The sequence below is a fragment of the Tersicoccus mangrovi genome (genome assembly GCF_036881825.1).
Taxonomy (GTDB): Bacteria; Actinomycetota; Actinomycetes; order Actinomycetales; family Micrococcaceae; genus Tersicoccus; species Tersicoccus mangrovi.
The window spans coordinates 17,352-32,141 of sequence record NZ_JBAJMW010000003.1 but is presented as its reverse complement, the minus strand read 5'-3'; the positions used below and the strand labels follow the sequence as shown (position 1 = coordinate 32,141).

The 14,790-nt window shown below is 73.3% G+C and carries 14 protein-coding genes and 1 pseudogene; 8 read left to right on the top strand and 7 right to left on the bottom strand.

The window, feature by feature from the left end; genetic code table 11:
• Positions 1-25: 25 nt before the first annotated feature.
• From V6N00_RS06250 to tmk, 3 genes and pseudogenes are all read right to left on the bottom strand, one after another.
• Positions 26-1,564 (bottom strand): alpha/beta hydrolase, encoded by a 1,539-nt coding sequence (locus V6N00_RS06250; protein WP_334231225.1) that lies wholly within the window; start codon positions 1,562-1,564, stop codon positions 26-28.
• A 113-nt stretch (positions 1,565-1,677) separates the two neighbouring features.
• Positions 1,678-2,820 (bottom strand): DNA polymerase III subunit delta', encoded by a 1,143-nt coding sequence (locus tag V6N00_RS06245; protein WP_334231224.1) that lies wholly within the window; start codon positions 2,818-2,820, stop codon positions 1,678-1,680.
• Positions 2,821-3,079: 259 nt separating this feature from the next.
• Positions 3,080-3,752 (bottom strand): annotated as a pseudogene (gene tmk / locus V6N00_RS06240) (dTMP kinase); the annotation flags it as partial.
• A 203-nt stretch (positions 3,753-3,955) separates the two neighbouring features.
• On the opposite strand from tmk, the gene V6N00_RS06235 reads away from it, so the two are divergent.
• The 3 genes from V6N00_RS06235 (at position 3,956) to V6N00_RS06225 (ending at position 6,465) form a co-directional block, all read left to right on the top strand.
• A complete protein-coding gene (locus V6N00_RS06235; protein WP_334231223.1) occupies positions 3,956-4,726 on the top strand; it encodes an SDR family oxidoreductase in 771 nt (256 codons plus the stop codon).
• A gap of 79 nt (positions 4,727-4,805) precedes the next feature.
• Positions 4,806-5,978, top strand: coding sequence for a trans-sulfuration enzyme family protein (locus tag V6N00_RS06230; RefSeq protein WP_334231222.1), 1,173 nt, complete (start codon positions 4,806-4,808; stop codon positions 5,976-5,978).
• Between the two features lie 148 nt (positions 5,979-6,126).
• Positions 6,127-6,465, top strand: coding sequence for a DUF2516 family protein (locus V6N00_RS06225; protein WP_334231221.1), 339 nt, complete (start codon positions 6,127-6,129; stop codon positions 6,463-6,465).
• Here the strand turns inward: V6N00_RS06225 and V6N00_RS06220 are convergent.
• The gene (locus V6N00_RS06220; RefSeq protein WP_334231220.1) at positions 6,450-7,268 is read right to left on the bottom strand and encodes a class I SAM-dependent methyltransferase; all 819 of its coding nucleotides are present in this window, start codon (positions 7,266-7,268) and stop codon (positions 6,450-6,452) included. The two genes, V6N00_RS06225 and V6N00_RS06220, sit on opposite strands and share 16 nt — an antisense overlap.
• 140 nt (positions 7,269-7,408) lie before the next feature.
• On the opposite strand from V6N00_RS06220, the gene V6N00_RS06215 reads away from it, so the two are divergent.
• On the top strand, positions 7,409-8,161 hold the full coding sequence (locus tag V6N00_RS06215; RefSeq protein ID WP_334231219.1) for a phosphoglyceromutase: 753 nt from the start codon (positions 7,409-7,411) through the stop codon (positions 8,159-8,161).
• Between the two features lie 80 nt (positions 8,162-8,241).
• Here V6N00_RS06215 and phoU read toward each other — a convergent pair whose 3' ends face one another.
• On the bottom strand, positions 8,242-8,931 hold the full coding sequence (gene phoU / locus V6N00_RS06210; RefSeq protein WP_334231218.1) for a phosphate signaling complex protein PhoU: 690 nt from the start codon (positions 8,929-8,931) through the stop codon (positions 8,242-8,244).
• 211 nt (positions 8,932-9,142) lie between these two features.
• On the opposite strand from phoU, the gene V6N00_RS06205 reads away from it, so the two are divergent.
• Together V6N00_RS06205 and V6N00_RS06200 are read left to right on the top strand one after the other, a co-directional pair.
• On the top strand, positions 9,143-10,531 hold the full coding sequence (locus V6N00_RS06205; RefSeq protein WP_334231217.1) for a sensor histidine kinase: 1,389 nt from the start codon (positions 9,143-9,145) through the stop codon (positions 10,529-10,531).
• A complete protein-coding gene (locus V6N00_RS06200) occupies positions 10,528-11,208 on the top strand; it encodes a response regulator transcription factor (RefSeq protein ID WP_334231216.1) in 681 nt (226 codons plus the stop codon). The genes V6N00_RS06205 and V6N00_RS06200 overlap by 4 nt, the downstream gene beginning before the upstream one ends.
• Positions 11,209-11,304: 96 nt before the next feature.
• Here V6N00_RS06200 and V6N00_RS06195 read toward each other — a convergent pair whose 3' ends face one another.
• On the bottom strand, positions 11,305-11,862 hold the full coding sequence (locus tag V6N00_RS06195) for a hypothetical protein (protein ID WP_334231215.1): 558 nt from the start codon (positions 11,860-11,862) through the stop codon (positions 11,305-11,307).
• A gap of 180 nt (positions 11,863-12,042) precedes the next feature.
• On the opposite strand from V6N00_RS06195, the gene V6N00_RS06190 reads away from it, so the two are divergent.
• On the top strand, positions 12,043-12,528 hold the full coding sequence (locus tag V6N00_RS06190; RefSeq protein ID WP_076692668.1) for a CarD family transcriptional regulator: 486 nt from the start codon (positions 12,043-12,045) through the stop codon (positions 12,526-12,528).
• A 173-nt stretch (positions 12,529-12,701) separates the two neighbouring features.
• Here V6N00_RS06190 and V6N00_RS06185 read toward each other — a convergent pair whose 3' ends face one another.
• Positions 12,702-14,165, bottom strand: coding sequence for a 2-C-methyl-D-erythritol 4-phosphate cytidylyltransferase (locus V6N00_RS06185; RefSeq protein ID WP_334231214.1), 1,464 nt, complete (start codon positions 14,163-14,165; stop codon positions 12,702-12,704).
• A gap of 82 nt (positions 14,166-14,247) precedes the next feature.
• Here V6N00_RS06185 and ispF point away from each other — a divergent pair, with 82 nt between their 5' ends.
• Positions 14,248-14,781, top strand: coding sequence for a 2-C-methyl-D-erythritol 2,4-cyclodiphosphate synthase (ispF, locus tag V6N00_RS06180; protein ID WP_334231213.1), 534 nt, complete (start codon positions 14,248-14,250; stop codon positions 14,779-14,781).
• Positions 14,782-14,790: the final 9 nt, after the last annotated feature.

The following is a 14,790-nucleotide window of genomic DNA, read 5'->3' as shown; positions in this document are numbered from 1 at the left end:
CCCGGGGGGGGGGGGGGGGGGGGCGTCAGGTGCCGCAGGAGAGACCGTTCTGCGGCACCGTCCCGTTCAGCAGGTACCCGTCGACCGCGCCGACGACGCACGTGTTGCCCTGGCCGTAGGCCGTGTGCCCCTCGCCCTGGAAGGTGATCAGGCGGCCGCTCTGCAGCTGGGCGGCGAGCGAACGGGCCCACGCGATGGGCGTCGCCGGATCCCCCGTCGTCCCGATGACGACGATCGGCTCCGCGCCCTCGGCGTGCAGCGGGTGAGGGGCGCTGACGGGCTTGAACGGCCAGGACGCGCACGTCAGGCCGCCGTACGCGAAGAACTTCCCGAGGGTGGGGGAAGCCTTCTGCAGGGCGGCGGCGTCCTGGCGCATCGCGTCCGGCGCGGTCTGCATGGGGTAGTCCAGGCAGGTGACGGCCTGGAACGCGACCATGCTGTTGGCGCTGTAGTGGCCGTCCTGCTCCCGGTCCGCGCCCAGGTCGGAGAAGCGGACGAGGTCGCCCGGGTCGCCCGAGGCGGCGTTGGCGACGGCCACGTCCAGCGCCTTCCAGCTCTGCTGGTTGTAGAGCGGCAGCACCAGCCCGGAGGCGAGCATCGAGACGGTCGCCTTCCGGCCGTCGGCGACCGTCATCGGGTCCCGCTCCGCGTCGGCGAGCAGCTTCCGGACCAGGGCGACGCCCTCGTCGGCGGAGGAGAACGCGCACGACGAGTCCTGCGGGCAGGCCTCGGCCCAGCTGTGCAGGGCCTTCTCGAACGCCTGCGCCTGCCCCAGGGTGAGCTGTTCGTTGCTCAGGGACGGGTCGACGGCGCCGTCGAGCACGAGCCGGCCGGCGCGGCGGGGGAACAGGTCGGCGTACGTGGCGCCGAGCTGGGTGCCGTAGGAGTACCCCAGGTAGGTCAGCTTCGTCTCGCCGAGCACGGCGCGGATGACGTCGAGGTCCCGGGCGGCGCTGACCGTGTCCATGTGGGCGAGCACCGGTCCGCTGTGCTGCCGGCACGCCGTCGCCAGCTGGCGCTGCAGCTCGGTGGCCCGCGCGAAGCCGGCGGCGGTCGCCGGGTCGGAGGCGTCCTCCCGGTAGGCGTCGCGCTGGGCGTCGGTCAGGCAGGTGATGCCCGCGGAGCGGTCGACGCCTCGCGGGTCGAAGCTGACGACGTCGAACCGCTGCCGCAGCGTCCTGGACGTGACCTGATCGAGGCTGTCCCGGACCATCGTGTAGCCCGAGGCGCCGGGTCCGCCGGGGTTCATCACGAGGGAGCCGACCCGCGCGCCGCCCGCGCGCTTGCGGATCAGCTGGAGCGCGATCGTGTCCCCGGTCGGGTGCGCGTAGTCGACCGGCACGGTGACCTTCGTGCACTCGAACGACTTCTCACACCCTGCCCACTGCACCTGCTGGGTGTAGAAGGCCTTGAGGTCCGGCGGGGTGCCGTTCGTCGCGGACGGGTTCGGCGAGGGCGCCGCGTCCTGGCCGGGCAGCAGCACGCACCCGCTCAGGGTCAGCACGACCGCGCAGAGCACGGCCAGCAGGGCGACCGCCCGCGACCGGCGCACGGTGCGGCTCACCGGCCCTCGGCCCTGTGACCACCGGACCCGTGACCACCCGCCCCGCGGCCCCCGGCTCTGCGACCCTCGGGCGGCGGCCGGCGTCGTGGCGGGGTCGCGGTGCATCGGGATCCTCACGAGAGCAGGCTGACGGTCATCGCCTCCAGGGCGAGCAGGGGAGCGACGTTGGTCGACAGGCGTTCGCGTGCCTCGGCGATGGCGTCGATGCGCCGCAGCGTCGTCTCCGGCGAACTCGCCTCGGCGAACTGCCGCAGCGTCGCGTCGAGATGGCCGTTGACCAGGTCGCTGTGCGCGCCGAGCTGGAGCACCAGCACGTCCCGGTAGAAGGTGCTCAGGTCGGTCATCGCCCGGTCCAGGGCGTCGCGCTGGCTGCGGGTCGCGCGCCGCTTCTGCTCGTCCGCCAGGTGCTTGAGCTGGGACCGGACGGCGGGAGGCACCTTGTCCTCCTCGGTCAGCCCGAGGGCCGCGAGCAGGTCCGCCTTCTCGGCCGCGTTCCGCGCGGTCGTCGACGCCTCGGCGTCGGCCTGCGCGAGGTCGACCAGGGTGCCCGCGGCGCGGACGGCCCCGCTGACGTCGGAGAGCCGCAGCGGCAGGGTGACGATCTCGTCGCGCCGCGCTCGCGCCTCCGGGTCGCGCGCGAGCCGCCGGGCGACGCCGATGTGGCTCTGCGCCATCCGGGCGACCGTCCGGGCGGTCTCGGGGTCCACACCGTCGCGCCGAGCGAGCAGCTCGGCGACGTCGTCCACCGGCGGGATCCGCAGGCCCACGGGCCGGCACCGGGACCGGATGGTGACGATGACGTCCGCGGGGCTCGGCGCGCACAGCATCCAGATCGTGCGCGGCGGTGGCTCCTCGATGGCCTTGAGCAGGACGTTGGTGGTCCGTTCGACCATGCGGTCCGCGTCCTCGATGATGAGGATCCGCCACCGGCCGGTGGACGGCTTGTCCTGGGCGCGGGAGATCAGCTCGCGCACCTCGGCGATCGAGATGGTCACCTTGTCCGTCGCGACGCGGGTGACGTCGGCATGGGTCCCGGCCAGCACGGTGTGGCACGCGTGGCAGCGGCCGCAGCCGCGGTCGGCCGCGGCGGGCTGCTCGCACTGCAGCGCGGCGGCGAACGCCCGCGCGGCGTTCGAGCGGCCGGATCCGGGCGGCCCGGTGAACAGCCAGGCGTGGGTGGGTGCGGACTCCTCGGCGGCTCGCCGCAGGGCGGTGACGACGGGCGCCTGACCCTGCAGGTCGTCCCAGACACTCATCGGTCGGCCCCCGCGCGACCGACTCCCGCTCGACCGGCCGCGACGTCGTCTCCGGCCCGGGCATCGTTCACGGTGTCCGGCCCGGGCCGGCTCGCGGCGTCGCTCCCGGGCCCGGGGAACGCGACGACCTCGATCTCGTGCTCGGTGCCGGTCGCGACCAGGTCGACGGCGTCCCGGCCGGCGGACGGGAGTGCGGGCAGCGGGTCGTCGACGAGCCGGAGCACGGCGTCGGCGACGTGCTCGGCGATCGACGTGACCGGTGCGGTCGCGTCGAGCACGAGGTAACGGTCGGGGTCCGCGGCGGCCCGGTGCAGGAAGGTCTGCCGGATGACGGTGTGGAAGGCGTCGGGCTCGGACTCCATCCGGTCCTCCGGCGCGCGGCCGGCGCGCCGGTCCCGACCGGCGGCCGGATCGACGTCCAGGAGCACGGTGAGGTCAGGGTGCAGGCCCCCGGTGGCCCAGGCGTTGATCGACGCGACGTCGTCGGTGCCGAGGCCACGGCCGGCACCCTGGTAGGCGATGGACGAGTCGACGAAGCGGTCGGTGACCACGGTGCGGCCGGCGGCCAGCGCCGGGCGGATGACCTGGTCGACGTGGGCGGCGCGGGCGGCGGCGAAGATCAGCGCCTCCGTGCGGGGATCGACGACGGCGTCGCCGTGCTCGAGCACGAGGTCGCGCAGCCGCTCGCCCACCGGGGTGCCGCCGGGCTCGCGGGTCGTCAGCACCGCGTGCCCGGCGGAGGTCAGCCGGTCCGCCAGCAGGTGCACCTGGGTGGACTTGCCGGCGCCGTCACCGCCCTCGAAGGCGACGAAGACGCCGCGTGTCCCGTCCTGCCGTGTCGCGGCCGGTGCGTCCGTGCCGGCGCCGTGGAGGGGGCGGCCGTCCGCGGCGGAGGCGGTGTCCGGGTGCGGATCCGGGGCGGTGGTGCTCACGGATCCAGCGTATCGGCCGCCCCTGACCGTTCCCGTCCGGCGTGCCCCGCCGGGCCTGCCTCGTCGACCATCGAGGGAGGGTCGCAACGACGGCCCGATGACCGCCTTTTCTCGATGGCCGACCTGACGCGCGGCCCGCGCGACCCGATGCAACGGCCACGCACGTTCCCGCGGCCCGTCGGCCGCTGTGGTTGGCTGGACCCATGACCGAGACCCCCTCCTCCGCCACCACCCGCGTCGCCGTCGTCACCGGCGCCTCCACCGGCATCGGCGAGGCCACCGCCCGCCGGCTGCGCGGTGAGGGCTGGACCGTCTACGCCGTCGCCCGGCGCGAGGACCGGCTGACCGCGCTCGCGCAGGAGTCCGGCGTCATCGCCGCCGCCTGCGACATCACCGTCGAGGCTGACGTGACCGCCCTGCGGGACCGCGTGCTCGCCGAGCAGGGCCGCATCGACGCCCTGGTCAACATCTCGGGCGGCGCTCGCGGGACGGACCGGGTGGGGGAGGCGAAGGACGAGGACTGGACCTGGATGTACGAGGTCAATGTCCTCGGCACGATGCGCGTGACCCGGGCGTTCCTGCCGGCGCTGCGGGAGAACGGCGAGGGGACGGTGCTGAACCTGACGTCTCTCGCCGCGCAGCGGGCCTACGAGGGGGGTGCCGGATACAACGCGGCGAAGTTCGCCGAGCACGCGATGACGGAGGCGCTCCGGCTGGAGGAGGTCGAGCACAACATCCGGGTCGTCGAGGTCGCGCCCGGTCTTGTGCAGACGCCCGAGTTCTCGCTCAACCGGCTCGGGGGCGACGCCGCCGCCGCGGACGCGGTGTACGCCGGTGTCGAGAAGCCGCTGACCAGCGACGACGTCGCCCGGGTGTGCGCCTTCGCCATCACCCTGCCCCATCACGTGGATCTGGACCTCATCACGATCAAGCCGGTGGCGCAGGCCGCCCCGCACAAGGTCATCCGCCGGTAGCCCCGGTCCGGGACGCCGCCGACGATTCACCCCACGACGAGGGCACCTCCCGGACATCCGGCGCGTCTAGGCTGACCGCATGACCGATCCGACGCCGCAGCCCCGTCCCGACCAGTCCGGCGACGCCGCCCACGTGGACCTTGCGCCGGACTCGCTCGTCGTCGCCGCCGGCCGACCGGAGCGCGTCGAGGAGGCGCCGGTCAACCCGCCGATCGTGTTGTCGTCCACGTACCGGTCGGTCGGGCCGGTCCAACCCGGTCGCCGCTCGTACGGCCGGTCCGAGAACCCGAGCTGGGAGCCCTTCGAGGAGGCGCTCGGCGACCTCGAGCACGCGTCGCTGCCGGCCCTCCTGTTCTCGTCCGGCATGGCCGCGATCGACGCGGCGCTGTCGCTGCTGCCCCTGGGCGGCACGGTCGTCATCCCGCGCCACAGCTATCAGGGCAGTCTCGTCGCCGTGCACGAGTCGGAGTCACGCGGCCACCTGACCGTCGTCGAGGTCGACGTCGCCGACACCGACGCCGTGATCGCGGCCCTGCCGGGAGCTGCGATGCTGTGGCTGGAGAGCCCCACCAACCCGATGATGGAGATCGCCGAGATCGCTGTCCTCGCCCGCGCCGCGCACGACGCCGGCGCGCTCGTCGTCACCGACAACACGTTCTGCACCCCGCTGCTGCAGCGGCCGCTGGAGCTCGGGGCCGACGTCGTCGTCCACTCGGTCACCAAGTACCTGGCCGGCCACTCCGACGTCGTGCTCGGTGCGGTCGTCACCTCCGACGCGGAGCTGCGCGCCCGGCTGCTGCGCACGCGTACCGTCCGCGGTGCGATCGCCGGGTCCTTCGAGGCGTGGCTGGCGCTGCGTGGCCTGCGGACCCTCGCCGTCCGGCTCGACCGGTCCGAGGCGACGGCGCGGCTGCTCGCGACGCGGCTCGCGGAGCACCCCGCGGTGAGCCGCGTGCGCTATCCGGGCCTGCCGGACGATCCGGGCCACGCACGCGCGGCGGCCCAGATGGACGGGTTCGGCTCGATCCTCGCCTTCGAGGCGGCCGGCGGCGCCCAGCCGGCCGAGGAGCTGACCGAGCGCGTGCGCCTGTGGCTGCCGGCGACGTCGCTGGGTGGGGTGGAGTCGCTCGTCGAGCGACGACGCCGGCACGAGACCGAGGCACCGACCGTGCCGCCGGGGCTGCTCCGTCTTTCGGTCGGCATCGAGAACGCCGAGGACCTCTGGGCCGATCTCGTGCAGGCCCTGGCCTGACCCGAGCATGACCCCGTGCTCGGCCGGCTCCGGCCGAGCCTGACGCCCGGAGTGCTCCCGGAGCGCTCCCGGACCAGGAGCGGAACCGGCGGGCAACACCCGGCCGGTTCCCCGGAAGCAAGGGGGACCCGCCCGATACACTGGGCGCGTGCAACTCATCGTGTGGTCCCAGACGATCGTCTTCGTGATCCTCGCGCTCGTGTCCTTCGGCATCGAGCTGTGGGCCCTCATCGACTGCGCCCGCAACAAGGGCGCCGACTTCCAGCGGGCCTTCAAGCGCACCAAGGGGTTCTGGCTGGGCATCACCGCGGCGGCGGCTGCGGTCGGTTTCCTCTCGATCCCGCAGCCCATCGGCCTGGCCCTGCTGCCGGTCTTCCTCCAGCTGATCGCCGTGACGGCGTCGTGCGTCTACCTCGCCGACGTCCGGCCGGCCCTCAAGTCGGTCCGCGGCCGGACCGGCAACGCGGGCCCCTACGGCCCCTGGTGATCCGGCCGCCGGTCGGCTGATCCCGGCGCGACGGCGCTCCACGCGACCGTCACCTCGCCGAGCCGCCACCGGGACGGTGAGTCCAGCAGCGGCCACCCGGACTGCTGCATCGCCGTGCACGCGCGCAGGAAGCGCTGCCGCCTCCCGAACGGCGCCACCGACGCCGCCTCCGCCCACGCCCGGTCGAACGCCTGCAGGAACCTGTGCACGTGTTCGCCCGGCACGTTCCGGTGAATGAGCGCCTTGGGCAGCCGCTCCGCGACGTCGGACGGACGGTCCAGGGTCGCGAACTTCACCGACAGCGTCAGGGACTGCGGGCCGTGTCCGTCCAGCGTGATCCAGGCGGCCCTGCGGCCGAGTTCGTCGCACGTGCCGTCCACCGCGATGCCGCCGGGGGAGAGCCGCGACCGGAGCAGCTCCCAGTGGGCGGGCACCTCCTCGACGGGGTACTGCCGGAGCACGTTGAAGGCGCGCACGACCACGGGCCGGCGTCCGGGCAGGGGCAGCTCGAAGCCGCCGAGCTTGAAGTCGAGGCCGTCGCGGCGCAGGGGAAGGGCGCGGTGCACGCGGGCGGGATCGATCTCCAGGCCCACGAGTTCGGTGCGTGGGGCGACGTTGCGCAGGCGGGCGAACAATTCGACGGCCGTCGCGGGGTGGGCGCCGTAGCCGAGGTCGACGACGAGCGGGTCCGACGCGGCGCGGAGCCGGTGGCCGTGGGTCGCCGCGAGCCACCGGTCGACCCGGCGGAGCCGGTTGTGGCCGGTGGTCCCTCGGGTGATGGTTCCGACCGGCCGGCTGTGCACCCCGATACCCTACGGGCCGGTAGGTCCCGGACGGCCGTTTCGTGAGGCGTTCCACACCGTCGCCGCGCGGTGCTCGTCACCGGGAGCGGCGCACGGCGTGCGACGTTGGCGCGGCCGGAGCGGTGCGGCAGACTGGGCGTATGACGCAGACCCACACGCTGATCCTGCTCCGCCACGGGCAGAGCGACTGGAACGAGAAGAACCTGTTCACCGGGTGGGTGGACGTCCCGCTCACCGACCAGGGGCGGACGGAGGCCGAGCACGGCGGCGAGCTGCTGGCCCAGCGAGGCCTGCTGCCCGACGTGCTCTACACGTCGCTGCTGCGCCGCGCGATCGTCACCGCGAACCTCGCCCTCGACGCCGCGGACCGGCTGTGGATCCCCGTCAAGCGCGACTGGCGCCTCAACGAGCGCCACTACGGCGCCCTGCAGGGCAAGGACAAGGCCCAGACCCTCGCCGAGTTCGGTGAGGACCAGTTCATGCTGTGGCGCCGCTCCTACGACACCCCGCCGCCGCCCATCGCCGACGACGATCAGTTCAGCCAGGCCCACGACCCGCGGTACGCGGACCTCGGCGACGACGTGCCCCGCACCGAGTGCCTCAAGGACGTCCTCGAGCGCCTGCTGCCGTACTGGGAGTCCGACATCAGTGCTGATCTGAAGGCCGGCAAGAAGGTCCTCGTGACCGCGCACGGCAACTCGCTGCGCGCCCTGGTCAAGCACCTGGACGGCATCAGCGACGACGACATCGCCGGCCTGAACATCCCCACCGGCATCCCGCTGCACTACGAGCTGGACGAGGACCTCACGCCGGTCAAGCCGGGCGGCACCTATCTGGATCCGGACGCCGCGGCCGAGTCCATCAAGGCCGTCGCGAACCAGGGCAAGAAGTAGCGACCGGCAGGTCGACAGCAGAAGGGCCCCGGACGCATCGTCCGGGGCCCTTCTCGTCCATGGTGAGCGCTGGGAGGTGCTCAGGCGTCGCCGGCGCCGACCGTGCCCTCGAGCCCCTCCAGGGCGTCCGCGTCCCACTCCCCGGTCACGAGGTAGGTGACCTTGCGGGAGACGGAGACGCCGTGGTCGCCGAAGCGCTCGAAGTAGCGGCTCGCGAGCACGACGTCGGCCGTCCGGGCCGGCGACTCGTGCCAGTCCGGCGCGGCCACCGCGTCGAACACGCTGCGGTGCAGTTCGTTGATGCGGACCTTGAGCCGCTGGATCCGGCTCGCGTGGGTGAGGTCCCGCGTGTCGAGCAGCTCGACCACGGCGCCGGCGATGTCGGCGTCGAGCCGGGCCATCTCGCGGAACGTCTCGACGAGGCTGTCGGCCATCACCTGCTGCGGGTAGCGCAGGCGCGCCAGCTGGGCGATGTGCCGGGCGAGGTCGCCCATCCGCTCCAGCGAGGTGCTCATCCGGAGGGCGCCGACGATCATCCGCAGGTCGGAGGCCACGGGGCCCTGCCGGGCGAGGATGTCGATGGCCCGCTCGTCGAGCTCGGTCTGCAGGAAGTCGATCCGCGCGTCGGCCGCGATCACGTCCTCGGCGAGCTCGACGTCGGCGTTCTGGAACGCGGTGGCGGCCTTCTCCACCGCGGTCCGCACGAGCGTCGCGATCTGGATGAGCTCGTCGCCCACCTGATGCAGCTCTGCCTGAAAAACCTTGCGCACTGGGCGTCCTTCCGTGATGACCCGTCGTCCCCGGTGGCCGCCGCCCCCGGTCGCTGCGCACAGTGAGTCCGGGCATCCGGCAGAACACCAACCAGCAGGCTCCCAGTCACGTGTGAACGAGAATCGCTGGTGAGATGAACGTTAGCTGAACGGCCCCGCGGTGGCCGAGAACCGTCCGGGACGCCCCTGGGCCCGTGCCTAGACTGATGCCGTGGATCCGGTGGTGCTCGCGGTCGGCGGCGGTGTGGTCGGGCTGGCGCTCGGCGTCGTCGGGCTGCTCGCGTACCGGTACAGCGGCCGGGGACGGCGCTCCGTCGTGGACGTCGACGAGCCGACGCTTCCCGACGGGGCCCTGCAGGTGCTCTCCGTGCTCGGCATGGCCTTCATCGTCGTCGACGACGTCGACGGGGTGGTGCGCGCCAGTCCCGCCGCCTATGCGCACGGGCTGGTCCGCGGGCACACGGTCGTGCACCCGGAGATCCTCGCCATCGTCGCCCGCGTCCGGCAGGACGGGGTGATCGAGGAACGGCAGTTCGAGCTCTCCCGGGGCCCGCTGGGGGAGGCCAGCAGCATCGTCCAGGTGCGCGTCGCGCCGCTCGGGTCCGAGTACTGCCTCATCCTGGCCGACGACCGCACCGAGATCATCCGCACCGAGCAGGTGCGCAACGACTTCGTCGCCAACGTCTCCCACGAGCTGAAGACCCCGGTCGGCGCCATCTCCCTGCTCTCCGAGGCGCTCGACGACGCCGCCGACGACGAGGAGGCCGTGCGCCGCTTCGCCGGGCGCATCCACCGGGAGTCCGGTCGCCTGAGCGCCCTCGTCCAGGACATCATCGAGCTCTCCCGGTTGCAGAGCGCCGACGTCGTCTCGACCGGTGCCGTCGTCGACCTGAACGCCGTCATCGCCGAGGCCGTGGACCGGAACCGGCTCGCCGCCGACGCGCGGCAGATCCGGGTCGACGTCGGCGGCCGGATCGAGCGTCCCGTGCACGGGGACGCCGACCTGCTCATGACCGCGTTCCGCAATCTCATCGACAACGCCATCCGCTACTCCCCGCCGGGATCGAAGATCGGCGTCGGCCTGCGGTCCCGCGACGACCTCGCGCTCGTCTCCGTCTCGGACCAGGGCCCCGGCATCCCGGAGGAGGAGCTGGACCGCATCTTCGAGCGGTTCTACCGCATCGACGCGGCGCGCTCGCGGGCCACCGGCGGCACCGGCCTCGGCCTGAGCATCGTCAAGCACGTCGTCGCCCGGCACGGCGGGGAGGTGACCGTCTGGTCCCGCGTCGGCCAGGGGTCCACCTTCACCGTGCGTCTGCCGCAGATCGACGCCGAAGAGGGGGCGCGCCTCGACGACCGCGACGCGCGGCCCGAGCGGACGCGGCGCCCCGTGTCCGCCGGCCGCCTGCAGGTGTTCGCCCCGGCGCTGCGCCCCGACGGCGCCCCCGTGGGCAGCGCGAGACCGGCGCCGGACCAGCCGTCGGCCGCCCCGGCCCCGCCGTTGCCGTCGCGTGCGGGCGCCACCCGGGTCGACACGACCGGGGTCCGCGCCGCGACCACCCGAACCGATCCCGACCGTCACCGAGGAGCCCGCCCGTGAGCAAGATCCTGATCGTGGAGGACGAGGAGTCCTTCAGCGACCCGCTGTCCTACCTGCTCGGCAAGGAGGGCTACGAGGTCGCGGTCGTCGACAACGGCACCGACGCGATCAGCGAGTTCGACCGGGACGGCGCGGACCTCGTGCTCCTCGACCTCATGCTGCCCGGCCTGCCCGGGACCGAGGTGTGCCGCCAGCTGCGGCAGCGCTCCAACGTGCCGGTCATCATGCTCACCGCGAAGGACGCCGAGATCGACAAGGTCGTCGGGCTCGAGCTCGGGGCGGACGACTACGTGACCAAGCCCTACTCCTCCCGCGAGCTGGTCGCCCGGGTGCGCGCGGTGCTGCGCCGGCAGGGCGAGCCGGAGGAGCTGGTCAGTGCGACGGTCGAGGCCGGGCCGGTGCGGATGGACGTGGACCGGCACGTCGTCACCGTCAGCGGGGAGCAGGTGCCGCTGCCGCTGAAGGAGTTCGAGCTGCTCGAGATGCTGTTGCGCAACGCCGGCCGCGTGCTGACGCGAGGGCAGCTGATCGACCGGGTCTGGGGTTCGGACTACGTCGGGGACACCAAGACCCTCGACGTGCATGTCAAGCGGCTCCGGTCCAAGGTCGAGCCGGACCCGTCCTCCCCGCGCCACCTCGTGACGGTGCGCGGGCTGGGGTACAAGTTCGAGGTCTGACCCGCCGACGGGCCGACGCACGACTTTCCGGCCCACGACGAACGACGCCCCGCCCGGATCACCGGGCGGGGCGTCGTCGTGACAGGTGGGGGCGGGTCAGCCCGTGGGGCTGCTGGTCGCGCTCGCACTCGTGGACTCCGTCGGCGTGCTCGTGGCGGTGCCGGTCGGGGACGGCGAGCCGGGCACGATCGTGCGGTACTCCTCGAGGGTGCCGTCGACGACCGGGACGCGCACCGTCGAGCTGGTGCCGGACGCCGTCTCCGTCAGCTTCATGTCGACGAGGGAGCCGGGCGCCTGGTCGACGTCGCCGACGTTCACGGCCGGTTCCTGCTGCAGGTAGTAGTTCGCGTTGGCGGGCAGCTTGATCGTCGTCTGCGTGCCCGAGCCGCTGCTCAGGGTCACGGTGGTCGCGCGGTCCGACTGGTTGAACAGGGCGCCGCCGAGCCGGGCCGGGTCGCCCTTCGCCGCGGCCGCCACGAACACGTTGCGGAGCTGGACCTGGCCCACGGTGGCCGAGACGCCGTCGGACGGGTCGTACGACATCTTCGTCGACTGGTCGTTGACGGCCTGGCAGCCGGAAGCGGCCAGGACGGACAGAGAGGCGACCAGGACGACCCCGGCCTGGCGGAGGCGGGTGCTCGCAGCGATTCTCACGGTCAGGCGCTCCTCGTCGACGGTGCTCGTGGGTCGGGTGACAACAGCTCCCAGCCTAACCGTTCGCGGACCGTGCTCGTGCCCACCGGGCGCCCGGCAGGCCGCTCGTGCCGCGAGATGACGCCGAAGTCGGGAAAACGGCTCGTGATAAACTCGTCTCCGGGAAAGGGGAATATACATATGGTGTTCGAGGTCGGCGAGACGGTTGTTTACCCCCACCACGGGGCGGCGAAGATCGAAGAGATCAAGCTGCGAACCGTCCGCGGCGAAGAGAAGATGTACCTCAAGCTCAAGGTCGCCCAGGGCGACCTGACCATTGAGGTCCCCGCCGAGAACGTCGACCTGGTCGGCGTTCGTGATGTGGTCGGCAAGGAGGGTCTGGAGCACGTGTTCGACGTGCTGCGGGCCGAGTTCACCGAGGAGCCGACCAACTGGTCCCGGCGCTACAAGGCCAACCTGGAGAAGCTCGCCTCGGGCGACGTCGTCAAGGTCGCCGAAGTGGTCCGTGACCTCTGGCGACGCGACAACGACCGTGGCCTGTCCGCGGGGGAGAAGCGGATGCTGGCCAAGGCCCGGCAGATCCTCATCTCCGAGCTGGCCCTCGCCGAGAAGACCGACGAGGAGAAGGCCGCCGGCGTGCTGGACGAGGTTCTCGCCTCGGCCTGAGCCGACTGCAACGACATGACGGGGTCCTCCGCTCTCGAGCGGAGGACCCCGTCGTCGTCTCCGGACACTGTTCTTCCGGGTCTCGTCGCCTTCGGGTCGTCGCCCGTCGTCGCGAGCCGGCAGGTGGTGGCGCTCAGTCGGCCGGCGAGCGGTCCTGCGGCGCCTCGCCCGGATCAGGCGCCGTGCTGCTCGGCGAGCAGCAGCTCGGCCAGCGGGAGATCCTCGGCGAACGTGATCTTCAGGTTCGTGGCCTGCGCCGGAACCCATCGAGCCGCGAGACCGGCGTGCGCTGCGACGACGCTCGCCGTGTCGGTTCCCTCGAAACCCGTGATGCGGGCGGCGGCGTAGGCGTCGAGCAGCACCGGGGCGGCGAACGCCTGCGGTGTCTGCACGGCCACGAGCGGCCCGGTGACGTCCGGCAGCAGTCCCGCCCCGTCACCCGTGACGACGGCGAGCTCCGGCCGGAGCACGCCGGGTACGGCGCCTCCGTACCGCAGGGCCGCCGCAAACACGCGCCTGCAGAGTCCCTCGTCCGTCAGGGGACGGGCCGAGTCATGGATCGCGATGACGTCCACCGTGCCGTCCCCGACCCGCTGGATCAGGTGCCGCAGCGCCGCGTGCTCGGAGGCCTGCCGAGTGTCGCCGCCGACCACGATCTCCACGGGTGCGCCGGCCTCGGCGACGACCCGCTGTGCCCGCTCCCGGTCGTCCTCGCGAATCACCAGAATCACGGAACCGACCTCGGGCAGGGCGGCGAACCGCCGCAGCGAGTGGGCGAGTACCGTCTCCCTACCGAGCGGCAGATAGGCCTTGTTCACCGGGGCGCCGAACCGGGTGCCCGATCCGGCGGCGAGCACGACGGCGGCCGCTCGCGGCGGAGGACCGGCGCTCTCACGGCATTCACTGCTCGGCTCCGCGCCGGCGACCGCGAACGACAGCGGAGGCAGCAGGCTCGCCGCCTCCGGGTGGGCCCGCGCCTGTCGTCGGCGGCTCAATTCGTCGCCGAGGGAGGCGCCCGCGGGCAGCCCGGGGACGGCGGCGACCGGGGCTCCGTTCGCGCCGGCAGCGCCGGAGGCGCCCGCGCGCCGCAGAGCGGCGTCGACGGTGAGCCCGTCCGACCCGTGCGCGTCCGGCTCGTGCCCCTCGGCCCGGGAAGCCGCGACCGCTGCCGCCAGGGCGTCCGGCGTGAATCCCCACGGCGAACAGACGGCCCGCACGTCGGTGCGGTCGACCGTGCGCCCGAGGACTCCGTCGACCATCGCGGTGATGGTGTCGGTGACCGGCAGCACCGGAACCGCCACCGGCGCGCCGCCCGCGAGCGCATCAAGGACGGCGGTGACCTGCGCGGCCGGGGTGAGGGCGTGGTCGAGCCGGTGCAGCAGGATCCGGTCGTGGCCGCCTTCGCGGGCGGCGTCCGCGGCGAACGCGAGCACGGGGGCGACCGATTCGTCGGTCGGGAGGGTCGGAGCTGCCGTGGCCGCCGGATCTCGTAGCGGGGCGTCGCCGACGCCGTTCCCCGGGACCAGGATCTCGTCGACCCCGGCGTCACGCAGCGCTCGCTGCGCGATGTCGAGCAGCCCGGCGGCGACGTCGCCCACGGCATGGCCGGGCAGGACGACGGCGAGAGTCGTGGGCAAGGGCACCTCCAGGGCTCGGGAACGGGCGAACACCATCGAACCATCCCGGGCCGCCGGGGACACGTCCTGCGACACTGATGCCATGAGCGAACCCGGTTCCCGTCCCTTGCAGCTTCCTCTCCCCCGCACCGGCATCGGGGTGGACGTGCATGCCTGGGGATTGCCCGGCACCCCCCTGTGGCTGGGCGGCCTGCTGTGGGAGGGCGAGGTGGGCCTCGCGGGCCACTCCGACGGCGACGTCGCCGCCCACGCCTGCTGCGACGCCCTGTTCTCCGCGGCCGGTGTCGGCGACCTCGGCACCCACTTCGGCACCGACCGCCCGGAGTACCGCGGGGCGGCCGGCGTCGTCCTGCTCGCCGAGGCCGCCCGGATCGTGCGGGACGCCGGCTTCACCGTGGGCAACGTCGCAGTCCAGGTGATCGGCAACCGGCCCCGGTTCGCGAGCCGCCGCGCGGAGGCGGCGTTTGTCCTCGGCGAGGCGGCGGGCTGCCCCGTGAGCATCAGCGCGACGACGAGCGACGGCCTCGGCCTCACCGGCCGTGGCGAGGGGCTGGCCGCCATCGCGACCGCCGTCGTCGTCGCAACATCCGGCGGCCCGGACCGCTCCCCTCGATAGACTGCACCG